The 23,146-nt window shown below is 27.1% G+C and carries 22 protein-coding genes and 2 pseudogenes; 11 read left to right on the top strand and 13 right to left on the bottom strand.

The annotated features are described in order from the left end of the window. From ccoO to ribA, 4 genes are all read right to left on the bottom strand, one after another. Positions 1 to 693: a cytochrome-c oxidase, cbb3-type subunit II gene (gene ccoO / locus AVBRAN12654_RS03325; RefSeq protein WP_214117642.1), complete on the bottom strand. Its 693-nt coding sequence runs from the start codon at positions 691 to 693 to the stop codon at positions 1 to 3. 11 nt (positions 694 to 704) lie between these two features. Continuing rightward, positions 705 to 2,174: a cytochrome-c oxidase, cbb3-type subunit I gene (gene ccoN / locus AVBRAN12654_RS03320; protein WP_214150150.1), complete on the bottom strand. Its 1,470-nt coding sequence runs from the start codon at positions 2,172 to 2,174 to the stop codon at positions 705 to 707. A 65-nt stretch (positions 2,175 to 2,239) separates the two neighbouring features. Beyond that, positions 2,240 to 2,797 (bottom strand): 16S rRNA (guanine(527)-N(7))-methyltransferase RsmG, encoded by a 558-nt coding sequence (gene rsmG, locus AVBRAN12654_RS03315; RefSeq protein WP_214117644.1) that lies wholly within the window; start codon positions 2,795 to 2,797, stop codon positions 2,240 to 2,242. Beyond that, the gene (gene ribA, locus AVBRAN12654_RS03310; protein ID WP_239803297.1) at positions 2,790 to 3,353 is read right to left on the bottom strand and encodes a GTP cyclohydrolase II; all 564 of its coding nucleotides are present in this window, start codon (positions 3,351 to 3,353) and stop codon (positions 2,790 to 2,792) included. Before ribA ends, rsmG begins: the two co-directional genes overlap by 8 nt. Positions 3,354 to 3,409: 56 nt before the next feature. Here ribA and hemB point away from each other — a divergent pair, with 56 nt between their 5' ends. The 5 genes from hemB (at position 3,410) to AVBRAN12654_RS03285 (ending at position 8,168) form a co-directional block, all read left to right on the top strand. Continuing rightward, positions 3,410 to 4,384, top strand: coding sequence for a porphobilinogen synthase (hemB, locus tag AVBRAN12654_RS03305; protein WP_239803296.1), 975 nt, complete (start codon positions 3,410 to 3,412; stop codon positions 4,382 to 4,384). Positions 4,385 to 4,386: 2 nt separating this feature from the next. Further along, a complete protein-coding gene (gene hemN / locus AVBRAN12654_RS03300) occupies positions 4,387 to 5,730 on the top strand; it encodes an oxygen-independent coproporphyrinogen III oxidase (protein ID WP_336613939.1) in 1,344 nt (447 codons plus the stop codon). 10 nt (positions 5,731 to 5,740) lie between these two features. Then, positions 5,741 to 6,781: a quinone-dependent dihydroorotate dehydrogenase gene (locus AVBRAN12654_RS03295; protein WP_336613938.1), complete on the top strand. Its 1,041-nt coding sequence runs from the start codon at positions 5,741 to 5,743 to the stop codon at positions 6,779 to 6,781. Positions 6,782 to 6,850: 69 nt separating this feature from the next. Continuing rightward, complete coding sequence (locus tag AVBRAN12654_RS03290) at positions 6,851 to 7,495, top strand: DNA-methyltransferase (RefSeq protein WP_336613937.1); 645 nt, start codon at positions 6,851 to 6,853, stop codon at positions 7,493 to 7,495. After that, entirely contained in the window at positions 7,488 to 8,168 is a 681-nt protein-coding gene (locus tag AVBRAN12654_RS03285; protein ID WP_336613936.1) for a restriction endonuclease, read from the top strand. The genes AVBRAN12654_RS03290 and AVBRAN12654_RS03285 overlap by 8 nt, the downstream gene beginning before the upstream one ends. A gap of 43 nt (positions 8,169 to 8,211) precedes the next feature. Here AVBRAN12654_RS03285 and AVBRAN12654_RS03280 read toward each other — a convergent pair whose 3' ends face one another. Together AVBRAN12654_RS03280 and AVBRAN12654_RS03275 are read right to left on the bottom strand one after the other, a co-directional pair. Further along, positions 8,212 to 9,114: a hypothetical protein gene (locus AVBRAN12654_RS03280; RefSeq protein ID WP_336613935.1), complete on the bottom strand. Its 903-nt coding sequence runs from the start codon at positions 9,112 to 9,114 to the stop codon at positions 8,212 to 8,214. Continuing rightward, positions 9,086 to 9,361, bottom strand: a complete 276-nt coding sequence (locus AVBRAN12654_RS03275; protein WP_214117650.1) for a helix-turn-helix domain-containing protein — start codon at positions 9,359 to 9,361, stop codon at positions 9,086 to 9,088. Before AVBRAN12654_RS03275 ends, AVBRAN12654_RS03280 begins: the two co-directional genes overlap by 29 nt. A gap of 121 nt (positions 9,362 to 9,482) precedes the next feature. On the opposite strand from AVBRAN12654_RS03275, the gene AVBRAN12654_RS03270 reads away from it, so the two are divergent. Then, on the top strand, positions 9,483 to 9,824 hold the full coding sequence (locus AVBRAN12654_RS03270) for a hypothetical protein (protein WP_336613934.1): 342 nt from the start codon (positions 9,483 to 9,485) through the stop codon (positions 9,822 to 9,824). Between the two features lie 894 nt (positions 9,825 to 10,718). Next, on the top strand, positions 10,719 to 11,771 hold the full coding sequence (locus tag AVBRAN12654_RS03265) for a hypothetical protein (RefSeq protein ID WP_336613933.1): 1,053 nt from the start codon (positions 10,719 to 10,721) through the stop codon (positions 11,769 to 11,771). 188 nt (positions 11,772 to 11,959) lie between these two features. Here AVBRAN12654_RS03265 and AVBRAN12654_RS03260 read toward each other — a convergent pair. From AVBRAN12654_RS03260 to AVBRAN12654_RS03235, 6 genes and pseudogenes are all read right to left on the bottom strand, one after another. Next, positions 11,960 to 12,709: pseudogene (locus AVBRAN12654_RS03260) on the bottom strand (DUF3387 domain-containing protein); the annotation flags it as partial. Between the two features lie 11 nt (positions 12,710 to 12,720). After that, on the bottom strand, positions 12,721 to 14,148 hold the full coding sequence (locus AVBRAN12654_RS03255) for a hypothetical protein (protein WP_336613932.1): 1,428 nt from the start codon (positions 14,146 to 14,148) through the stop codon (positions 12,721 to 12,723). Continuing rightward, positions 14,141 to 15,196, bottom strand: a complete 1,056-nt coding sequence (locus AVBRAN12654_RS03250; RefSeq protein WP_336613931.1) for a DNA cytosine methyltransferase — start codon at positions 15,194 to 15,196, stop codon at positions 14,141 to 14,143. The genes AVBRAN12654_RS03255 and AVBRAN12654_RS03250 overlap by 8 nt, the downstream gene beginning before the upstream one ends. Next, entirely contained in the window at positions 15,193 to 16,230 is a 1,038-nt protein-coding gene (locus AVBRAN12654_RS03245) for a DNA cytosine methyltransferase (RefSeq protein WP_336613930.1), read from the bottom strand. Before AVBRAN12654_RS03245 ends, AVBRAN12654_RS03250 begins: the two co-directional genes overlap by 4 nt. A gap of 91 nt (positions 16,231 to 16,321) precedes the next feature. Next, positions 16,322 to 16,468: pseudogene (locus AVBRAN12654_RS03240) on the bottom strand (type I restriction-modification system subunit M N-terminal domain-containing protein); the annotation flags it as partial. 83 nt (positions 16,469 to 16,551) lie between these two features. Beyond that, entirely contained in the window at positions 16,552 to 17,313 is a 762-nt protein-coding gene (locus tag AVBRAN12654_RS03235; RefSeq protein ID WP_336613929.1) for a hypothetical protein, read from the bottom strand. Positions 17,314 to 17,438: 125 nt separating this feature from the next. On the opposite strand from AVBRAN12654_RS03235, the gene AVBRAN12654_RS03230 reads away from it, so the two are divergent. From AVBRAN12654_RS03230 to AVBRAN12654_RS03215, 4 genes are all read left to right on the top strand, one after another. After that, a complete protein-coding gene (locus tag AVBRAN12654_RS03230) occupies positions 17,439 to 18,311 on the top strand; it encodes a hypothetical protein (protein WP_336613928.1) in 873 nt (290 codons plus the stop codon). Between the two features lie 173 nt (positions 18,312 to 18,484). Beyond that, a complete protein-coding gene (locus AVBRAN12654_RS03225) occupies positions 18,485 to 19,249 on the top strand; it encodes an AAA family ATPase (protein WP_336613927.1) in 765 nt (254 codons plus the stop codon). A gap of 379 nt (positions 19,250 to 19,628) precedes the next feature. Next, a complete protein-coding gene (locus AVBRAN12654_RS03220) occupies positions 19,629 to 19,937 on the top strand; it encodes a hypothetical protein (protein ID WP_336613926.1) in 309 nt (102 codons plus the stop codon). Then, positions 19,938 to 21,419 (top strand): VWA domain-containing protein, encoded by a 1,482-nt coding sequence (locus AVBRAN12654_RS03215; RefSeq protein WP_336613925.1) that lies wholly within the window; start codon positions 19,938 to 19,940, stop codon positions 21,417 to 21,419. Here the strand turns inward: AVBRAN12654_RS03215 and AVBRAN12654_RS03210 are convergent. After that, complete coding sequence (locus AVBRAN12654_RS03210) at positions 21,403 to 21,615, bottom strand: DUF6037 family protein (protein ID WP_214120559.1); 213 nt, start codon at positions 21,613 to 21,615, stop codon at positions 21,403 to 21,405. The genes AVBRAN12654_RS03215 and AVBRAN12654_RS03210 overlap by 17 nt on opposite strands. Positions 21,616 to 23,146 lie beyond the last annotated feature (1,531 nt).

Raw genomic sequence — 23,146 nt, 5'->3', positions numbered from 1 at the left:
TTACTTTAAGCTATTTAAATACGCAATCAATGCAACTATTTCTTTAATTTCGCATTTACTATCAAGTGCATTTGCACGGCAAGGTTCAAACGCTTGTTTTACTTCTTCATCGCTCATTGCATCAACAATAGGTGTAGCTTGTTCTACCATCATTTTACGAGCGTCTTCGTAAGTTCCTAATTTTGGATAACCTTCTTCATCATAAGGAACATTGAAAACTTTTTTAACAGTTAAAGCTTCAGCATAAGCTGTATCTAAATCTGAATTCTTTTTAAATAAATGTGGATATTCAGGCATAATTGAACTAGGCACTACAGAAACAGGTTTTTTCATATGATTTTCGTGCCAATCAGTAGTTCTATAATTACCAACTCTCATTAAATCAGGACCTGTTCTTTTTGAACCCCATAAAAATGGTCTATCATAAGCATATTCACCTGCTTTTGAATAAGCACCATATCTATCTGTTTCTGCTTTAAATGGACGAATTAATTGCGAATGGCAAGCATTACAACTTTCTTTAATATAAACATGACGACCTGCAAGTTCTAAAGCTGTATAAGGCTTTTTGCTCTCAATTGGTCTAGCGTTAGGACTAAATGCAGGTAGAATTTCTACAACACCAGCATAAGCAATAACAACAAATACAAATACCGCAAAAAAGAAAGGATTTTTTTCTAACCAACTAAACATTTTTTACCTCCTTACGCTTGCATTGGACTTGCTGATTTTGGTTCAACTTCAACGCTTCTGCTTGAAGTAACTGACTTATAAATATTATAAGCAAACATAAAAAATCCTATTAAATATAATAAACCACCAATAGCTCTTATTATAAAATAAGGATGTAGTGCTATAACAGTATCAATAAATGAATAAGTTAGAGTTCCATAATCATCATAAGCTCTCCACATCATACCTTGAGTAATTCCAGCAATCCACATTGAGCTAAAGAATAATACAATTCCTAAAGTTTGGATAGTAAATTGGTATTCCATAATTTTTTTACTATAAATCTCTTTTTTAAATACCCTTGGAGTCATATGATAAATTGCAGCCATAGTCATAAATCCTACCCAACCAAGTGTTCCATCATGCACGTGTCCTGGAATCCAGTCTGTAAAGTGTGCTAGAGCATTGATTGATTTAACTGATTGAATTGAGCCCTCAAGTGTGCTGAACATATAAAATGTTGAAGCAAAAATCATAAACTTAATTAATGGGCTTTCTTTTACTTGGTGCCATTCACCTTTCATTGTAAGTAAGATATTGATTGCACTACCCCAACTTGGTAATATTAATACAACAGAGAAAATTGAACCCATTGTTTGCATCCAATCAGGAACGGTTGAATAAATCAAATGGTGTCCGCCTGCCCATAAATATATAAACATTAAAGACCAGAATGAAAATAGTGATAATTTATAAGAAAATACTGGCTGACCACTTTCTTTTGGTAAGAAATAATATATTTCAGCAATAATTGCAACCGTGAAAACAAAAGCAACCGCATTATGTCCCCACCACCATTGAATTAAAGCATCATTACTTCCTGCATACATAGATACTGAATGAAGCCAAGAACCCATTCCTGTAACTAATTTTGTAGGAACTTCCATATTATTAAATAAATAAAGCATTGCTACACCTAAAAATGTCGCAATGTAATACCAAATAGAAATATAAAGACTTTTTTCACGGCGAATTCCAATAAGTCCAAAAATTCCCATACCCCATAAAACCCAAATAACAACAACTGCTATATCAAAAGGCCATTCAAGTTCTGCGTATTCTTTTGAAGTTGTAACACCAGCAAAAAGACTTACAACAGCTAATAATATAGTAATCATAAAGATTATAAAATGAGCTTTACCTATGAACATTAAGAATTTTGATTCTCTTAATGAAACTTTTAAAACTCTTTGACCTACATAATACCAAGTAGCCCAAATACCTGAAAGCATAAAGCCATAAACAACTCCGTTTGTATGAAGTGGTCTTAGGCGGCCAAATGTAGAATATTCACCTGCAATATTATTTAGCTCAGGAAATGCTAATTGAAACGCGATTAAAGTTCCAATTCCCATACCGATTATGCCAAACAAAATACATGCGAACATAAACCACTTAGCTACGGTATAATCATAGCCAAGATTTTGCGATGGATTTGCCATAACTGCTCCTTAAATAGAAATTAAAATAATCTGCTAATTATAATCTTAAAAAAAATAAACTAAGCTTAATTTGTAATAATTTTGAAATCTTTTTTATAAAATTCTAAAAAAATTCTATTATTTCTCTCGTGTAATTTATATTCATTTAAGCAATCTAGCTCATCTTTTACGAATGAGCCTTTGTATAAAATAAATTTCGTATTATCATTGGTTATATCATTACATAAAGTAACAATTAGTTCTGTTTTTGCAAAAGCTCTTGAAGTTATCAAATCGCATTTTAAGTCTTTTTCACATTCAACTTTTATAGGTTTAATAAACACATTATCTAAATTAAACTTAGCTTTAATTAGCGATAAAAATGCTGATTTTTTATAACTTGGCTCATACAAATAAAAATTACAATCTCTTTTTAAAAAAGCTAAAAATATAGCAGGAAAACCAGCACCTGAGCCAATATCTGCTATATTAATTCCTGATTTAAATTCTACGAAATTAAGTATTTCAATACTATCAAGTGCTGCTGCTTTTATATCTTTTAATCTTGTAATATTATGAACTTTATTGTATTTTTTTAATTCATCTTCATATGAATTTATAAAAGCTAAAAATTCATTATTCATTTAGCATATGCCCCATTTTGCAAGATTTAACTTTTAGATATTGTTTATTGTATTCATTGCTTTGCATTATTAATGGTATGCGTTTTACATCTTTACTAATAGCTTTTAATTTTAAAGGATTATTTGTAAGCAATCTTACGCTTTTAATTTTGTAATATTCAAGTATAAAATCAACTATTTTATAATCTCTTTCATCATCTTTAAAGCCTAGTTTTAAATTCGCTTCAAGTGTATCAAATCCATTATCTTGTAAATTATAAGCATTTACTTTATTAAATAGACCTATTCCACGACCTTCTTGACGAAGATAAATAACCATTCCGCCATTTGCTTCAATATATCTTAAAGATGCTTTTAATTGGTCTCTACAATCGCATTTAAGCGAACCTAAAGCATCACCTGTAAGGCATTCAGAATGTATGCGAACATTAATCTCATCACTAATTTCGCCTTTCATAATTACTAAATGCTCTTTTTCGTTTTCTTTAAAAGATTGGATAATAAAATTTCCAAATCTTGTAGGTAAATTTGCTTGTTTTGAAATTTCAACTAACATTGTTTAACTCTTTTTTGATTTAATTAGCCTTAATTATACAAAAAAAGGAGTTTAGTGTGCGTAAATTTAGACGACTTAGAAAAAGCCCTATAATTAGGGACTTAGTAAAGGAAAACCAACTTAGCTTAAACGATTTGATTTACCCTTTATTTGTAGTAGATAAAAAAAATGCAAAAATTGAGATTAAATCAATGCCAGGAGTTTATCAATTAGGATTTGATGAATTACTAGCAGAATGTGAAAATTGTTTAAAGCTTGGAATTAAGAGTATTTTATTATTTGGCGTATTAGATGAAAGTGCAAAAGATAGTTGTGGAAGTGATGCAATGAGTGATAATGGGCTTATAGCTCGTGCTATTAGAGCTATTAAAGAGCGTTTTGGCGATAGCTTATATTTAATTGCAGATTTGTGCTTTTGTGAATACACAGACCACGGACATTGCGGAGTATTAGATGAAGATGGATATTTAAATAACGAAATTACGCTTTTAAATTCTAGCAAACAAGCTTTAGTAATGGCTAGAGCTGGTGTGGATATGATTGCACCTAGTGGAATGATGGATGGAATAATAAAAACTTTAAGAACTACTTTAGATGAAAATGGCTTTGATACTTTACCTATTATGGCTTATTCAACCAAATTCGCAAGTGCATACTATGGACCTTTCCGTGATGTGGCTAATTCAGCTCCTAAAAAAGGCGATAGAAAAGCTTATCAAATGGATTATGCAAACGGAAAAGAAGCTTTGAATGAAAGCTTAGAAGATGAAAAACAAGGTGCTGATATATTGATGGTAAAACCTGCTTTAGCATATTTAGATGTAGTTAAAGAAATTAGCCAAAACTCACTACTTCCACTATGCGTTTATAATGTAAGCGGAGAGTATTCAATGCTTAAAAACGCTGGAATAGCTGGGCTTGTAGATTATCCAAAAATCTTAATGGAAACTATGATTAGTTTTAAAAGAGCGGGTGCAAAACTAATAATCACTTATCACGCTAAAGAATTAGCCGAAATGTTAAGGGGATAAAAATGGATTTTAGTGTATTAGCAAAATATCAAACAAGTGGCCCAAGATATACTTCATATCCAACAGCTATTGAATTTAGCGAAGATTATAAATATGATGATTTTATAAAAGATTTAGAAAGTAACGAAAATAAGCCTTTATCGCTTTATTTTCACTTGCCGTTTTGTCGTTCGGCTTGTTATTTTTGTGGCTGTAATGTAATTTATACAGCTAATGAAGATAAAAAAGAAAGGTATTTAGATTATATTTTAAGAGAGCTTGATATTTTAAAAACTCATCTTAAGACAAAAAAAGCTATTCAAATGCACTTTGGCGGTGGAACGCCTACATTTTTTAGTGCAGCTCAACTTGAAATCTTGCTTAAAAAAATTAATGAAATATTTGAGTTTTTACCTGATAGTGAGCTTTCTTGTGAGATTGACCCTAGATTTTTAAATGTTGAACAAATGAGCGTATTTGCAAAATACGGCATAAATAGAATTAGCTTTGGTGTGCAAGATTTTGACCCTAAAGTGCAAAAAGAAATTCATAGAATTCAACCTTACGAAATTACAGAAAATGCAGTAAAACTTGCAAGAGCAAATGGGGTAAAAAGTATAAATACTGATTTAATTTACGGACTTCCTTATCAGGATTTAAACTCATTTAGCAAAACACTTGAGACAATTTTAAAAATAAATCCTGATAGACTTGCTGTGTTTAATTACGCTCATGTGCCTTGGATTAAAAAGAATATGAGAAAATTTGATGAAAGCACTATTCCTGAAGCTAAAACTAAGTTAGAAATTCTAAAACATACTGCGAAATTTTTAGGCGAAAATGGTTATAAAATGATAGGAATGGATCATTTTGCAAAACCTAATGATGAATTATTTAAGGCTTTAGAAAATGGCACACTTCATAGGAATTTTCAAGGATATACTACAAAAGGTGGAGCTATTTTGGTTGGCGTTGGGCTTACTAGTATTGGAGAAGGGCTTAATTATTACGCACAAAACTATAAATATTTAAACCTTTATGAAGCAGCTATTGATAATGGCAAATTACCATTTCATAGGGGAATTAAACTTAATAATGATGATTTAATTAGAAAAGCTGTAATAATGAGTTTAATGGCTAATTTTAGTCTTAATATTAAAGAAATTGAAAAAGAATTTAAAATAGTATTTTGGGATTATTTTAACGACGCAAAAGAGTATTTAAAAACTTATGCTGAATTTTTACAAATTAGCGATGATGAAATAAAAGTAAATGAAACAGGCACATTATTAATCCGTAATATTTGTATGGGATTTGATGCTTATATGAAAAATAAAGGTGAAAAGACCTTTTCAAAAACATTATAAAGGTAAGTAAATGTATGAATTAGCAAAAAAAGTTATATTTAAGTTTGACCCTGAAGATATGCACCATTTAGTAATCAAAGCTCTTAAAACTCAAAGATTTTTAAAAGTAGTTGATTATAAAAAAACTTATAAGAATTTAGAAAATGAATTAATCAATATGAAATTTTCTAATCCTATTGGACTTGCAGCAGGATTTGATAAAAATGCTGAAGTGGTAGCTCCTTTAGCAAATCTTGGCTTTGGTTTCATTGAAGTCGGAGCAATCACTCCTAAGGCTCAGCCAGGTAATCCTCGCCCAAGAATTGAAAGATTAGTAGATGAGCTTAGCATTCGCAATGCAATGGGGTTTAATAATGATGGTGTAGAAGTTGCAAAAGCAAATTTAATGCGTGAGAATTTCTCAAAACTACCTCCGATTTTTATAAATATAGGTAAAAATAAAATTACACCTAATGAAGAAGCGATAAATGATTATGAGATTTTAGTTCGTGAGCTAAAGCCTTATGCAGACGCTTTTGTAATTAATATAAGTTCGCCTAATACTCCAAATCTAAGAGATTTACAAAATGCTAAATTTATTGAAGAAATTTTTACTAGGCTAAATGCTATTAATGATGTGCCAAAATTTATAAAATTTGCTCCTGATATGGATTTTGGCTTGGCTACTGAATTAAGTCTAACAGCTTTAAATGCTAATGCTTGTGGAGTGATTTTAAGCAATACTACGCAAGATTATTCGCTTAGCAAAAAGCCTGATTTAACCAAGGTTGGCGGCTTAAGTGGTAAAGTATTAGCCGAAAAGTCTTTAAATATGCTAAAAGCAATCGCACCAAGCGTGCATAAAAAAGGCATAATTATTAGTAGTGGCGGGATATTTGACGCAGCTCAAACTTATGAGCGTATAAAATGGGGTGCTAGTTTAGTTCAAGTGCTTTCATCTATGATTTTCGTTGGACCTAGAATTGCTAGAAATATAAATGATGAGCTTACAAAATTAATAGAAAACGACGGCTTAAGCTCGATTAATCAAGCCATCGGCGTAGAATTATAAGAATTTGAAATTCCTATTTCAAATTCTTATAATATTTTAATACTAATTAAGGAATTTTAACTACAAAAAATGATAAACAGAAAACTAAAAATGGATGGGATAAAATTAATAAATAAACTTTCTAATAATTCAATAAAAATTGTATTTTTTGACCCACAATATAGAGGTATTCTTGATAAAATGAATTATGGAAATGAAGGTAAAAAGCGTGGAAAAGAACGCTCGTTATTACCTCAAATGGATGAAAAAACTATAAATGATTTTATCAAAGAAATAGAAAGAGTTTTGGTTGATAGTGGTTATTTGTTTTTATGGGTTGATAAATTTCATTTAGCTGAAGGGTTACAAAGTTGGTTGAGTGATAGAATGTATATTGTTGATTTTATTACTTGGAATAAACAAAAGATAGGTATGGGATATAGAACAAGACGAAAAAGTGAATATTTAATAATTATTCAAAAACATCCAAAAAAAGCTAAAAGCACTTGGAGTTTGCATAATATTCCTGATGTTTGGGATGAAAAGCTAGTAGATAAAACGCACACACATCAAAAACCATTAGAATTACAAAAACAATTAATTCTAGCTACAACCAATGAAAATGATATAGTTTTAGACCCAGCAGCAGGAAGTTTTTCGGTGATGAAAGCTTGTTTAGAGTGTAATAGAAATTTTTTAGGTTGTGATTTAATTTATGGAGAAGAAAATGAGTAAGATTATTAACGCTAAAGGTAGAGTTGATGGTAATTCAGGTTATGCTAGAGTAATAGGAAATGAGGAATTAGGTAAATTATTATCAAGAGTGCAAAGCACTGTTATTTCTAATGGCAGTGAACTTGAAAGATTATTAATTTCTAGGAGTCAGTGTATTCAAAATATTGATGAATTTATAAAAAATGCTACAGAAAATAAAATTAGCAACGGAACTTATTTATGTTTGAAAAAAACTTTTAAAAAATCTACAAAATACAGCAAAGGTGTAGAAAAAATAGAGCCTGATATGATGATTTTTGTAGTACAAGAGCATAGGGTTTGCAAAATTATAGAATTAAAAGACGGAGATGTTTTTGATACTAAAAAATCCGCTAAAGAAAAAGAAAATCTAGAAAAATTTGCTATGATTTTTGGAGTTAAAATTCCTTTTGTTACAGAATATTATATTTGTAGCTTTAATCAAAACGATAAAGAAAAAATCAAACTAGGTTTTAAAGGTGTTTTTGACTTAGAAAACATAATGACAGGTAAAGAACTTTGCGATATTTTAAATATAAATTACGATGAAATAATAAATATTCGCAAAAAAGATGCTAAAGAAAATTTAGAATATTTTATAGATGAATTAGTCAAAATCAAAAAAATTCAGCAAATGTTAAAAGATAAAATTTAAAAAGTTATTGGTATAAAAGCAATATTAATTTTATACCAAATTCCTATTTCAAATTCTTGATTTTTCGCATTGCTAAAATATAGACTAAAATAAATGAAAATAAAAATAATCTATTCATATATTCATAAAAAATACCGCTTCTATCAAAGCAAATAATTTGAATATAAAAAGCTATAAAAGATATTAGAGTGATTATTTTTGTAATTGCTCTAATGTTTGATTTATAGTGATTTAATAAATAAAATATATCAATATAAATAATAGGCATTATTATTATGCTAAGTTCAGTTAATGCCATTATAAACACTATTCCAACGATAAAAATAGTTAAAACAATAGTAATGCCAAGATAAAAACTAAAAGGTATTATCAAATTAGTCTTACTAGCAATTGAGCTAAAATCTAAAGTTAAAAAATAAGCTAAAGAGCGTTTTGGAGTAATCTCATTAAAATGCCTTTCTTTTATCATTGATAAAATCAGTGCAAGTATGAAAAAAATAATAAAACCAATGGCTTTATAATTAATTGAAAGCATAAAATTATCTTCTAAATAAACCCTAAGCCAATGAAAGCATACTAAATAATAATCAATAAGATAAAACGCTATTATTACAATGATAGTTTTGATTATTTTATTTTTTGTGATTGAATTAAGCCTTTGTAAAGTGCTAAGAATTAGTATAAAATCAATAACAAGATAAAAATTAGCATATAAACCCTGAAAAACAATTTGAGAATAACTCATAAAATCATTTTTAATAAAAGTAAAATCTACATTATTAGCTAAAACTAAACGCACAAATCTTGAAAACTCTATCAAACAATAAAACAAGCCAAAAGCTAAAATCGGAAAAACAAAAATCATAAAGGCATACGAACGCCTACTCATAGTAGCTCTTAAATCAAAATTAGCTACATTAATCAAAGCTTCTTTTATGCAATTCATTTTGTATACCCCCCCCCATTAACAACTCGCAAATATCAACGCCTAAAACCTTGCTAATATTATAAATATGCTCTAGATTAAAATGTTTGCCGTTTTTGTTGTTTTCACAATTTGAATAAAAGGCTATTGATTTTATGCCTATACTTAGGGCTAAATCTAGTTGACTGATGTTTTTTTCGGTTCTAAATTTTTTAACATTACTTGATACTAATTTATAAAATTCTTCTATTTCTTCAGTGTTTTTCATACATTATCCTATAGGTAAAATCTAATAATTTAAACAATATAAAAATTTAAAATCTATATCCTATAGGATAAATTAATTTATTTATGATAAATTTGTTTTTAAATTTATTTAAGGAGAAAAAATGAAAAAATTATTTTTGTTTTCATTAGTTGCATTAGCTTTTAGCTCTTGTGCTGCTATTGATAATTTCACAACCTATACTGAAGGCACTAAGATTACCAAAGATGAGCTTGATAGCATTGTGGTTAATAAATCTAGCAAAAGTGATTTGGAAGCGAAATTCGGAGCACCTAGCAGAATTAGTTCTTCTAATGAATGTGAAATGTGGCATTATGATTTCGTTAAGATTAGTTCTTTTAGCCCAAATATAAATGATTCTAATGTTTTTTGTATCAACAAAAAAGGCATAGTAATTAAAAAACTAAAAGCTAAAACAAAAAGCAATAACCCATTATTAAGATAAGAAATTATGAAAGATTTTTTTAATAAAGCATTTAAAGGACTTAATCCTAGTTATTATTTTAGGTATTTATTTTTGGCATTGTAATATCTGTTTTATTTTTATGTTAATAACTAACTTAGTCGGTAATATAGTTGCTCCTATTGGATTAATATATTTATGTTATTACACAGCAAAAATCAAAACTAAAATTTGGCTTTAAAAGCCAAATTTTATATTTTATAGTATTGATAAATGGTATCCATACAAGTATTTTAATACAGATTTTTTACTAAAACGATTATTAAAAAATAACTTCTTACTACTAGTCCACAAATATATTTTCATTTTTAGAACATAATTAATAAGTAAGCATTAATAAATCTATGTTGTGTTGTAGCTATTGAATATTTATCTTTTATTATTAAAGGTTTTAATCATTTCATTATTATAAAAATCTAGCTAAATTTATTAGAAATATTTTTTATAACAATTATCAAATAGCCTTATTTTATTGACTGCACTTACGATTATTTTTTAACTACAATTTGAGCTTTTTAACGAATTTAAATCAAATTCTAAGATACTTTTCATAAATTACATTAAATCACCATTAAAAGCTCTTGTATGTTTTTAGCCAATCTTTTATACAAATTCTTTTAAACTTCAAAATCTCATCAATTCTTACTATTAATTTTTAAATTAAAAAGATGGCAAAAGAATTTATAAAAATTATCAAAATATAAAACTACAAATTTATATAAGATTTGACTTTTGACTAACGATTCTAAAATTACAAAATACATTTTCTTACTTTTTTGTAAAAAGTATTATTGCATTTACTTCACAAACAATAACCAAATAAAATTCACAATATATTAATCTGCTACAATATAAAAAAATATTTAAAGGTTGAAAATGAGTATAAAAAAATACAAAAACAAAACTATAGAACTATTTAACAATATTTTTCCATGTTTACAAAGAAATCATAAGCAGATACAAGATAAACCTATAACTTCTACAAACAAAGGACAAAATGATGAAGATTTTTTCCAAACTAACAGAATAACAACAAGATGGATATATAAAAATATTAAAAAATATGGACAAATATCTCTTGCTTTAGGGCAAATTTTATTACTAATACTAATTATAGGTTCTGCTTTTAATTATGGTGTAGTATATGTTTTTACATTACAATACCCAATAGAACTTACATTTGAGCAATTCTTAGCTTTTGGATTTTCTAATTTATCTTGGTTTTTATTTTTAATATTTATTTTATACATTTCAACAGAATTAGTGTGGCAAATTAAAAATGTAAAAGAAAAAAATAAAGCATCAAAACTTATTTTATATGTACTTCTTATACTTCCAGTATTATTAGTGTATTTATTAGGGTTTTTTATATTCTATTTTTACTATGAAAAACAATTTATATATTTATATATTTTTTTATTTGCAGTAATGATTTTTTTGCATATTGGCATACTATATAAAGGCAATAACAATAATATAAATTATATAAGAATTATCACATGTATTATGTCAATTTACATTTTTATGTTATCTAACATCAAAACTTTATCTCTTTCTGGCTTAGGAGATTACTACGCTACAATAATGGTTGATAAAAATAGCTTTATAAAAGATATGTTTGATGGTTTTTATGACAAAAATAACAAATATCACTATAAAGGCAATTATATTGAGCTAAAAGATGTAAAAGTATTATCAACTTTAGGAGATATTGCTTATGTAGAGTTATGCAGTGAAAATATGGAGATAGGTAAAACATTAGAAAAAGATTGTGAAAAAAGCATAAGGGTTGATTTTATCAAAAAAGACATTCACATAATAAGAAATGGTAAAAAGCAAAATGTTACTAATACAGAAAATGGTAGCAATAAAACAAACAACGAAAGCAAAGAACAAAATTTAGAAAAGCCACAAGATAGTAAAAAATAAGAAAACACTACAAAAAATAACTAGAATTTAAAATAGGAATTTCGTTTGTTTAGTGTTATTTTAAGCTAGAGTTTCATAACAAAAAACCTAGCTAAAAATACACGAAATCAATTTTTTAAACAAACGAAATTTACTTTTAAATTCCTATTTCAAATTCCCAAAATCTCATTTAGTTTTAAATCAAATCCCTACTCGTTAGCTAATTCAATAGCCAAAATCTCAGCTTGAGCTAAAACTCCATCAATCGCAAGTTGTTGCATATCAGGTGGATAGCCGTATTTATTGAGCACTCTTTTTACAGCTACTCTTAGCCTTGCTCTTACATTTTCTTTTATCATCCAGTCTATACTTGTATTGTTTTTAATGATTTGTAGTATCTCGCTAACAAGAGCTAAAAGCTTTTCATTTCCTAGGATTTTTTCATACTCATCATTACAAGCAAGTGCTGAGTAAAAGGCGTATTCATAGTCTTTTAGCCCTAATTTTTTAGTCTCATCATCCATGCTTGCTATACTTTTACTCATATTTATTAGTTCATCTAGTGCCTCGCTTGATGAAATTAGCTTATTGTTATATTTTTTGATAGTCTCGTTTAACATTTCGGCTAGTTTTTTAGTCTTTGTTAGGCTTAGTTTTTGCCTTGATTTTATCTCATCGTTTAGTATCTTTTTTAGCATTTCAAAGGCTAAGTTTTTACGCTTCATATTCTTTACTTCTAGCAAAAACTCATCAGAAAGTATAGATATATCAGGCTTTTTTATCCCACTAGCATCAAAGATATCCACCACACTAGATGATACGATAGCCTTATCTACCACTTGTTTTATCAAAGTTTGATTAAGAGAGTTCTCACTCTTATTTACCCTAGCAAACTTTAAAAACCTAGCCTTTATCGCATACATAAAAGCGATTTTATCCTTTATACTTAAGGCTTTTTTTATTAAACAAACTAAAATTTTACAGAATATTTTTCTACAATCAAAGAATTTATTTCTCTTGTTATATCTTTTCCATGAGATTGATTGATAATTTCATTAATTTTGCAAAAGTCAGCTTGCCCATCTTCTGATGATAAACATTCTTTCAACAAATAATTTGCTAAAGTTTCAGCTTCAACAAGAGTAATTGCATAATTATTTATATCATCAGCAACCCCACGATTAAATTTAGGAGCCACTATGATCGCATATCTAGATCCATGTTTTTTGATATGCTTATCAATCCTTACTGGATTTATCCCTTCTAAGCTATCTTTGCGCTTTTTCGCATCAACATTTATTTTAAAATTATCTAGTTCAATACTAACATTACATAAGATATCCGTATTGCCAGCACCACTTATTTTACTTACATTTTGAACCTCCCTAAACAGTTCAAAGCAATCGCCTAGAATATTCTCAAAGCTTTTTCCATCATTACTGCCATATTTTGCCTCTTTTGGCATCGTTTCTATTATATTTCTTATCTTTTCAACTCTATTTCTATGAATTTTAATATCATAAAAATACTCTAACATATCAAACTCATATAATTCTCTAACCCAGTCATCTCTATTCATGCAGTCTGATTCTAATTTTGGTTTTAAAAAAGGTGAATGTATAGATATTAAATACCTTGCATAATCAATCAAATCAGAATTTAATACAATATAGGAATTGTAGAATAATTTTCTAACAGTGTCTTTGCCTTGTATAAAATCAAAACTCAAACTTTTTTTATCAATATATGTTTTAAACACTCCAAAACTCGTAAAAATTTTAGAAAAATAATTACGAACCTCATGGGTTGCATTAGAAAACACATTATGGTAATCATATACGCTTTGAAACAACTTTAATTTCTCATCAAACGTTAAAGCCCTATACTTTTGAATATCTTTTATAAGTTGCTCGTATTTAACTTCATCAATTGTTTCTAAAAATACCAAAAACCATACAAACTCATCATAATAAATCTTACCATCCAATCTTTCATCCAACAAAAGCTTTACTATAAGCCTTCCTATGTAAATTTGAAAATTGCTAGAAATAGTACTATTAGGGTGTGGGTACTGCATGCTAAATAAATTAATAAAAGCAACAATTGACTCTTTTGTTCCCATTGACAAAAACTGGGTAGATACTGATGGTATAAATTCCTTATCCTTTTTATATCCAAACATATAAAAACATATTTGAGATGCTCTTACACCAAATGTACTTGGTGAACCTTTTACACTTCTACCCTTATAAACTCCACAAGCTTTTGATTTTTGTAAAATATCATCTGCTGTAGCACAAGGATTAGAGGTTAACAAGCCAACCATTGATAAAATAAGCTCTTTGTTATTAATATTTTTTTGCAATATCCACTTATTGTCTTTTCTTCTATCATACATTGCTAATTCCTTTTAAAATTTCAAACATTAACTTAGGAGGAACACTCTCTCCTATTATTTGCCTGATAAAAGTATCTGAATATTCCTCTGGATAATCCCAATCTGGATTTATAGATGATACTATAAAAAGCTCCCTTAGAGTTAAAACCCTAGCATCAGAGTATGTTCCATCTGCTTGTTTTCTGCCTGGATGAACATTGTTATGCGAGCCAATATTTCCACTATTCATTGTTCTAGCAGGTGCTGGTTCATCCCATTTCATCCTTTTATAAGTATTATGAAAACCTTTTACTTTATCTCCATTTTCTTTCCTTGGATAGTAAAAATCATTCTTAAACGCAGATTGACCAGATGGAGTATGTTTCATACATAATATTTCTCTAGGATTGTGCATCTTTGCACTATGATGTTTTAAGTTAGAAGTCTCACCAGATTCTAAACTTGGCAAATGTCCTATCGCCTCTTTTAGCGTTATTTCTCTTTGCTCTTTAGGTGCATTCCAAATCAAATGCTTTTTACACATTCTTATTACTGCTCTAGGTCTACTTTGCGGAATTCCAAAATCTTTAGCGTTAAAAATATCAACTTTAATATCATATTTATTGCTAAATAACTCATATACCATCTCTTTAGTTGGCTTAACAATATCATTATATTTAATCAAAACATCTAAATAACGTGGAACATTTTCTATCAAAATATAATCAATTTCTTTTTGCTCAATAATCTTAAATACTTCTATAATCAACTGATTTCTCAAATCAGCATTCAAATCCTTGTCTTGCTTATTCACCCCCAAAGTGCTAGCACCTTGACAAGGTGGAGTAGCTATTAAAAGCTTTGCATCATCTGGAATATTACTAATATATTCATCAAAAATTTTTTTATTGGTTATATCCCCAACTATCATTTTAGAATTTGGATGAACTTTTTTATAAAATTCTGCTCTTTTTGGTAATAATTCGTTAGATAATACTACTTGAATACCTAACTTTTCCAAATCTAGTTCACCTATACCTGCACTAGAAAACATTGAGATTGCTTTCAACTTTTTATTCCTTTTACAACTTGATACATTAATTTAGGAGGAACACTCTCTCCTATTATCTGCCTAATAAAAGTATCTGAATACTCTTCTGGATAATCCCAATCTGGATTTATAGATGATACTATAAAAAGCTCCCTTAGAGTTAAAACCCTAGCATCAGAGTATGTTCCATCTGCTTGTTTTCTACCTGGATGAACATTTTCTTGCGAAGATATCGCATCACTTCTAATAGTGATAGTGGGTGCTGGCTGCTCCCATTTCATTCTTTTATATGATGATTTAAACCCTTTAACTCTTTCTCCATTTTCTTTTTTTGGAAAATAAACTATATTTTCAAACGCAGATTTTCCAGTAGGAGTATACCTCATGCACTCTATATGACTTTCTTTATGTACTCTTGCTTTATGATGTTTTAAATTAGAAATCTCACCAGATTCTAAACTTGGCAAATGTCCTATCGCCTCTTTTAGCGTTATTTCTCTTTGCTCTTTAGGCTCATTCCAAGCTAGATGTTTTTTATACATTCTCACAATAGCTCTAGGTCTACTTTGTGGAATCCCAAAATATTTTGCATTAAAAACATTCACTTTAATATCATATTTATCTGAAAACATTGCTGATAAATAATCAGTCAACTCTAATAATTTACCATCATAAAAATATTTCATTTTTAAAAACTGTGGTACATTTTCTATTAATATATAATCAAAATCTTTAATTTTAATCACATCCACAACAGACAGAAATAAAAAATTTCTAGAATCATTTTGTCTTAAAAAATCAGTTTTATTTTTACCTATATTACTCATACCTTGACAAGGTGGAGTAGCTATTAAAAGCTTTGCATCATCTGGAATACTACCAACATATTCATCAAAAATTTTTTTATTGGTTATATCCCCAACTATCATTTTAGAATTTGGATGAACTTTTTTATAAAATTCTGCTCTTTTTGGCAATAATTCATTTGATAATACCACTTTAATGCCTAACTTTTCCAAATCTAGTTCACCTATACCTGCACTAGAAAACATTGAGATTGCTTTCAATTTCTAAAACCTTTTAATATATTTTACATATTATATTATATTGATAACTTAAAATAGTTTATTCTCCAGTCTAAGTTTTTATAACAAGCTGGTTATGATAATATAAGTCATATATAAGCCCTAAAACTATGTGTTTATACTCTGCTGCATCGATGTTTTTGCGTAGTTTATCGGCACTTTTCCACAACGCATCTTCTAGTTTAATTTCTACTTTCTTTGCCATTTTTATCCTTAAGTGGTTTTTCTTAGTGTAGCAAAAAAGCCTTATGTTTGCCTAGCTTCCGCTAGGCTTGAAGTGATTAAGAATTATAAAATATCTGCATATTTTTTGTTAAACCTTAAAGGCTTATGTTTGATTGTTTTATTCTTACTTTCTACTTGTAAAAGCAATTCATCTCCTGCACTATTTAAAACTTTAATATTTTTTACAATTACTTTATTATCTTCAATATAAGTTTTATCAATTTGTGAATCATCCAACTTAGATAATATTATTTTTGTTTTTACATAGTTGCTATCTAGCTCAACATCTGCATAATAATCACCTATACCTAAAATTTGCACTATTTTAACATTGGTACATGCAAAAATAAGTATAGATGTAAATATAAATATATACCTTATAAATACTTTAGAATTTTTCATTATATACGTAAACATATAAGTAGACACACATATCAAAAATAATACAAATGCATCATCTTTATCGAAAAATACAACCACTATCAGCAACATCGGTAATATAATCATTGTGGTTAATAGATAAAATTTAAATATATAGTCAATTTTTTGCTTAATTCTATATTCAAGCACGCTATAAATTGCTTCAAAATATAAATAGAATATTAATACACCAAAAAATACAATTACAAAGGAACATAATAAATAAGATACTATATCAAACCATTCTATTTTTGGAATATAATGTAAATTTATTAAATAATACGTCAAAAAAGGAATTAGCGCTATAAATACAGCAAATACACTCAATACCTTAAAGATATTATTAATAATCACATCACCTATTTTGTTAAAAAAATCCATGAATAATTTATTTAATATTTCCATTTAACCTCCTTAAATTATAAAATATAGAAGTTATTATAATATATTTATAATAAAAAAGCAAATTTTAACATTTTTATGATATAAATAGAAAAATAATTATAAATATTTCTTTTTAGGATAGTAAAATGAAGGTTGATGATAAAGATTTAATGCTAATTGATTTAATTTATGAAAAAATTTCATCTAAAGATGAGCTTGCAAAAGCCTTAAATGTAAGCACAAAAACCATTGAAAATAGAGCAAAAAATCTAAGCCTAATTTTAAGATACAGCAAAAGGCTTGAAGGTTATATTTTCACTGACTTGCTCCCAAAATACATAAGCCCAAAAGTTGTCTTTAAGCACATTTTTGCTGAGCTTGAAAATGCAAACCTTGAAAGCGAGTTTAAAGGGCTTTTTGATGAGTATTTTTACTCACAAGAAAAGCTAATTGATACTTCAAAACTATCAAATCTAAACCAAAAAATTATCATGCTAAATCACGCAATAAATCATAACATTTTGCTAAGTTGCAAGTATAAAAACGAGAGAAAAATCATTCAAGCAAACCAGTTAAAGGTATCTAATTCTAAACGCTATCTTTATATAACCTACGATAAGAAAAACGGCGAAAACGCTGGAGTTCACAGAACCTTTGCTCTTAATTCTATGAAAGATATAATGGCTTTGGAGTATGTAAAAAATGGCGGATTTAAAAACACAAAAAGTGGAAATGCTTTTGGCTATGCTGAAGGTAAAAAAAGCGTGATTTTATACCTTAAAAATGAAGCGGCTAGTTTTTTTAAACGAGAAAAGCCAAAAAGTCATAATTTTAGATTTTTAAGCGAAGATGATAATGGTATAGAAATTGAGTTTTTCTACTCACCAAGCTCGGTTGAACTTGAAAGCTTCATCGCTTCTTGGCTACCACTAATTAGCATAAAAAACAACGATGAACTATCCCAAAGAATCTACGAAAACATACAAAACAACCTGAACGAACTAAGGAATTTGAAATAGGAATTTCGTTTGTTTAGTATAAAACCTATCAAACAAATAAAATTTATTTTTGTACTCATTTTAAAATATTTAAAATAAACTATCTATATATTTAAACCACCAAAAAGTTTCAAATTTAAACAAGCTTCAACCTTATTTTGATAATATCAAATAATTAAACAATAGGAGAAAACATGATAAATAATAAAAAAATAAAAAATATTTTAGAGCACATTAACAGTGATTTACAAGAAAGAGAAGAAATAGCATCTATAATACTTCTTTGCATGATAGCAAACAAATCTGTGTTTTTATATGGACCTCCAGGCACTGGTAAAAGCTACATAGCAAGAAAGGTTGCAAGTGTTTTTGAGAGTGATAAATTTTTTGATTATTTGATGGGAAAATTTAGCACTCCAGAAGAAATCTTTGGCCCATTTAAGCTTAGTGAGTTAAAACAAGATAATCTTGAAAGAGACATTGAAGGATTTTTACCTAGTGTTGATTTTGCTTTTTTAGATGAGATTTGGAAGAGCTCTCCTGCTATCTTAAACTCGCTTTTAACAATACTAAATGAAAAAATCTTTAAAAATGGAAAAGAAACAATAAAAGTTCCACTAAAAGGACTAATATCAGCAAGTAACGAATTCCCGCAGGCAAATCAAGGGCTTGAAGCTTTATATGATAGGTTTATTGCTAGGCTTGAAGTAATGCCGATTGCAAACAAAGATAGCTTTAAAAAATTTATACAAAATGAAAGCAAAGAAGTAAAATTAAAAGAAAAAATTAAAAACACTGAAATAGAAGAGGTATTAGAAAAATCAAAAATCATCACAATAGATGAAAAAGTATTAGACATACTAGAATTATTTAGAGATAATATAAGTATTTATAATAATGAGAATAAAGATAGTGCAATATATATAAGTAGAAAATATAAAATGATTTTGAGCTTATAAGAGTTATGGCTGTATTGTGCGGAAGAGAATAGAAATATTTAATACTACTTGAGTATTGTGCGTGGGATAAACCAGAGCAAAAAGAAATAATAAAAGAAGCTTTAGTGAAAGCTATAAAAGACTTTTCTCCTAAAATTATGTTTGATTTTTCAAAAATAAATAAACTTAAAAAACTATATCTATATATATTAAAAAAGAAAGTTTATATAAAACAGATTTTCAAGAAATATACTACAAAGATCAAGATGGTTATTTAAAAAAATTATATGATTTTAGATATAAATATGATGATAAATCACATAAGATATATCATGGTTATAATGCAAGGTATAATGGCTACGACTATGCAAATAAATATCAATACGATAATGTAAATAATATGCAATATTTAATTTCTGTTATATATACTTACAAAAAAGGAGATTATAAAAAAATATCATCTTTCGTACAACAATCATTTATCAAAGAATTAAAAAACAACATAAACACCATAGAAAATCATATGCAAAAATGCGAAGAAGAAAAAGAAAAATTTATTCAAACAATGAATAATCCATTTTTTGGTAAAAATAAGTTTGATATGTATTTTAAAGCTTTAGAAGATACAAAAAGCAATCTTAAGGCTAAAAAAATAGAATGTGAAAGATATTTAAAAATATTAGAAGAAGATGTAAGGATTACAAACTAAATGCAATATATCGAGCTTACAAACAATGAGATAATAGACAAAGCATTAAAAGAACGCATAAATAATTTTAAACAAAACCTAAAAGAATACCTTGCAAATATACCACAAAATTTGCAAGATGAAAAAAATAAGCTTTTTTATAACGAAATACTGATAAACCAACAAAACTATCCAGAATATAGTGAAGTTTTGAATGATTGTTTGTGTTTTAACGATGATTTTGATGATGATTTTTATCATGAAAAATATAAAGCTAAAGAAATAGAGTTAAAAGATAAGAAAAACTATAAAAAAGCACTTAAAAGCTATCATAATTCTTTAATAAAAAGTATTTATAACGAGTGGAGTGATATATATAATAAAAAACTATCAAATTGGCAAGAACAAGAAAAGCTAAAGAAAGAAAATGATTTTATAAAAAAACTTAAAGATTGGTTGAAATTTATAAAAAGCTTAATCAATATATCATCAAATCTAGGTATGAATGATGATTTTAAAAACAATCTTTACTATTCACTAGCTAGCTCTATAAGAAATGGCGAAGAGCTAGATAAATACATAAGCCATAATTTTGGTAATGGATGTGGTTTGGAAGAAGCTTTAAATACTTTAAATGAATTTTTAGAATTTATAGAAAGTGAAAGCATAAAAAAACTATGTGATAAATTAGGCTCGCTAGAAGAATCTATAACAAAAACCAAAAAACATAAAGAAATGTTTCAAAAGTCATTTTCTCAAAACATACCTATACCAAGCAAAAATAAAGCAGAAATGACAGGCATAACTTTAGATAATAAAATAGAAAATATAGTTCCTAGCGAACTTGCTTTGCTTGGTGGTGAATTTGAGATTGTGTTTGATTTAAAATATGTAGAAAAAAGACTACTTTGCTTTGAGAGTGTGGAGTATGAGAAAATAGAAGGACTTGAAGATATAGAAATAGAGGTTGAAAAGCAAGAAAGCGATAAAGGTCCTATGATTTTATGTGTTGATTTTAGTGGTAGTATGAGTGGAGAATGCGAGCACATAGCAAAAGCAGTAACATTATATATGGCAAAGCAAGCAATGAACGAAAAAAGAGAATGCTATATAATAACTTTTTCAACCAATATAAAAACAATACACCTAAGCAAAAACGCAACAATTTTTGATGTAATTTCTATACTTCAAATGAATTGTAGTAGTGGAACAGACCCATTTATAGCTATCAAACACGCTATAAAAAAGATTAAGGAAGATAGTTTGAAAAAAGCTGATATTTTGATGATTAGTGATTTTGTATTTAATAAAAATGATAAAAATGAATTATTAAAATTACTAGAAAATGAACAATATAATAAAATCTATGCTCTATATTTAGGTTATTTTCAAAATTCAGTGGTTTGGGATAAAATATTTAATGAAGAATTTATCTATAACCTAAATACAAACGATATAGAAGAATTAGGAAGAGATTTGATTAGGCTTAATAATCATTATTGAAGTTGTCTAATATCTCTTCGTTTGTTTTTCGTCTATTTATGTCATTTGTATAGCAAAAACTTATATTTTTATCTTCACAAACAAGTTTATATAAACTAGGATTTAAAATTCTAGTTTTATTATCATTATAAATACTTCTTTGACCATTGTCGCTATTTCTTTTAATTGATAATGGATATATTAATATATAAAACAATCCTACTTGTTCTTGAGACAAATGATGAGCAAGATTTAACTATAGAGTTCTAAAATATTTAACTTATTTTTACCTCTACAAACTCCAATAAAAGCTTTTGAATTTTATACTTTAATAATAATTGAAAGTTTTGTTTATAAAAATAATTCAAAAAACAAAAATTGAAAATATAATTTCAATTTACTTAATAATAAATATAAATAAACATAATTTATTTTCTAGCACTAAGCTTTAACATTACAAAAAAACTCACAAGGTTTAAATAAATAGTTTTACTAAAGTTATTTATCATAAATATAAATTATTTTATATATTCAAAAATATGCAAAAACATTGTAAATTTTGCAAGAAATTAATGCAAAAAGATCTTTAAAACTATATAAAATACATAAAAAATACTAACCAAAAAAGTAAATATAAAGACTATGTAGTAAATATATAAAAACCTTATTATCTCTATACTTTGTTTGTTTACATTTAGTAAAAATATAGCAATTTACAAAATAAAAAGTAGCTCATAGTTACACAAAATTATTAAAATTAAATCAATTAAAAATACAAAAATATCTTTTGCTTTAACAAACTTTGCTTTTCTGTGATTGTTTAAATAATTACAATAAAAACCAATAAAAATGCTAAAATGTGTGATAATTTATCATCTTTAAAATCGTTAAAATTATTTATTGCTTATTTAGAAAAATAGCATGGATTAAACTTTTAAACGTATTTTAAGTGTTTATAAAATAAACAAGGTAAATTGAATTTGATAAAAATCTGCTGATATTTACACTATAAACAATAATTTCAAAAATATTATTTTTGAAGAATGTTAAAATTAATCAAAGTAATTATGAAAAATTTGCTAAATACCAAAAATACTTTAAAATTACAAATCATAATTACTATATTTGAATTAATATATTAAGATGTTTTAATTCAAACATCCAAAAGACTAGTTCTTATAAAATTATTAATATTAAATAAACTGCTATAAACAAAGAAAATATAAAATCTCTCTTACAAGATATTTTATTGATGCTTAGATATTTAATTATTTTTATCATTTTTGGTTTTTTGTATTTCAGTAAAAACAATAAGAGTAAGAATTTATTTTGTGTATTTTTTAAAATTTATCTTCGTATATTTTATGTATTTAAAATTAACTGATATGTAAACCTTAATTTTCAAATAACCTGAAACACTAATAATGCTATAATAAATTAAATCAAATTCAGGTAATATATGATAAATAACATTATTTAATATGCTACTCAAATAGCAATATATAAAGGTTAAATTATATTAATTAGGTGATAATGTTTATATATCTTAAGAACTTATCATAAAATCTTTTTACACTCTAAGCAAAATATATAAAAAATTTGAAGACAATTAATTATCTGGGTTTTCAGTTATCAAGAAAAAATTGGCAACTGCTACAGATGGCAAACAATACAAGATTAAATTTTACTCTCTTGAAATAATACTTACAATTGACTTTATAGTACCTAATAGAAAGATATAAAAATTA

This window comes from Campylobacter sp. RM12654, assembly GCF_020137585.1.
GTDB lineage: Bacteria > Campylobacterota > Campylobacteria > Campylobacterales > Campylobacteraceae > Campylobacter_E.
This window is presented reverse-complemented; position numbering and strand designations above follow the sequence as displayed.

Bases quoted from the DNA above. Each gene is read 5' to 3' on its own strand.
- hemN (WP_336613939.1), top strand. From the start codon at position 4,387: ATGGATTTTAGTGTATTAGCAAAATATCAAACAAGTGGCCCAAGATAT.
- AVBRAN12654_RS03275 (WP_214117650.1), bottom strand. From the start codon at position 9,361: ATGAAAAACACTGAAGAAATAGAAGAATTTTATAAATTAGTATCAAGT.
- AVBRAN12654_RS03255 (WP_336613932.1), bottom strand. From the start codon at position 14,148: ATGTATGATAGAAGAAAAGACAATAAGTGGATATTGCAAAAAAATATT.
- AVBRAN12654_RS03230 (WP_336613928.1), top strand. From the start codon at position 17,439: ATGAAGGTTGATGATAAAGATTTAATGCTAATTGATTTAATTTATGAA.
- ccoO (WP_214117642.1), bottom strand. From the start codon at position 693: ATGTTTAGTTGGTTAGAAAAAAATCCTTTCTTTTTTGCGGTATTTGTA.
- AVBRAN12654_RS03290 (WP_336613937.1), top strand. From the start codon at position 6,851: ATGATAAACAGAAAACTAAAAATGGATGGGATAAAATTAATAAATAAA.
- AVBRAN12654_RS03220 (WP_336613926.1), top strand. From the start codon at position 19,629: ATGCAATATTTAATTTCTGTTATATATACTTACAAAAAAGGAGATTAT.
- AVBRAN12654_RS03295 (WP_336613938.1), top strand. From the start codon at position 5,741: ATGTATGAATTAGCAAAAAAAGTTATATTTAAGTTTGACCCTGAAGAT.
- AVBRAN12654_RS03225 (WP_336613927.1), top strand. From the start codon at position 18,485: ATGATAAATAATAAAAAAATAAAAAATATTTTAGAGCACATTAACAGT.
- AVBRAN12654_RS03270 (WP_336613934.1), top strand. From the start codon at position 9,483: ATGAAAAAATTATTTTTGTTTTCATTAGTTGCATTAGCTTTTAGCTCT.
- AVBRAN12654_RS03235 (WP_336613929.1), bottom strand. From the start codon at position 17,313: ATGGAAATATTAAATAAATTATTCATGGATTTTTTTAACAAAATAGGT.
- rsmG (WP_214117644.1), bottom strand. From the start codon at position 2,797: ATGAATAATGAATTTTTAGCTTTTATAAATTCATATGAAGATGAATTA.
- AVBRAN12654_RS03245 (WP_336613930.1), bottom strand. From the start codon at position 16,230: ATGTTTTCTAGTGCAGGTATAGGTGAACTAGATTTGGAAAAGTTAGGC.
- AVBRAN12654_RS03280 (WP_336613935.1), bottom strand. From the start codon at position 9,114: ATGAATTGCATAAAAGAAGCTTTGATTAATGTAGCTAATTTTGATTTA.
- ribA (WP_239803297.1), bottom strand. From the start codon at position 3,353: ATGTTAGTTGAAATTTCAAAACAAGCAAATTTACCTACAAGATTTGGA.
- ccoN (WP_214150150.1), bottom strand. From the start codon at position 2,174: ATGGCAAATCCATCGCAAAATCTTGGCTATGATTATACCGTAGCTAAG.
- AVBRAN12654_RS03285 (WP_336613936.1), top strand. From the start codon at position 7,488: ATGAGTAAGATTATTAACGCTAAAGGTAGAGTTGATGGTAATTCAGGT.
- AVBRAN12654_RS03265 (WP_336613933.1), top strand. From the start codon at position 10,719: ATGAGTATAAAAAAATACAAAAACAAAACTATAGAACTATTTAACAAT.
- AVBRAN12654_RS03215 (WP_336613925.1), top strand. From the start codon at position 19,938: ATGCAATATATCGAGCTTACAAACAATGAGATAATAGACAAAGCATTA.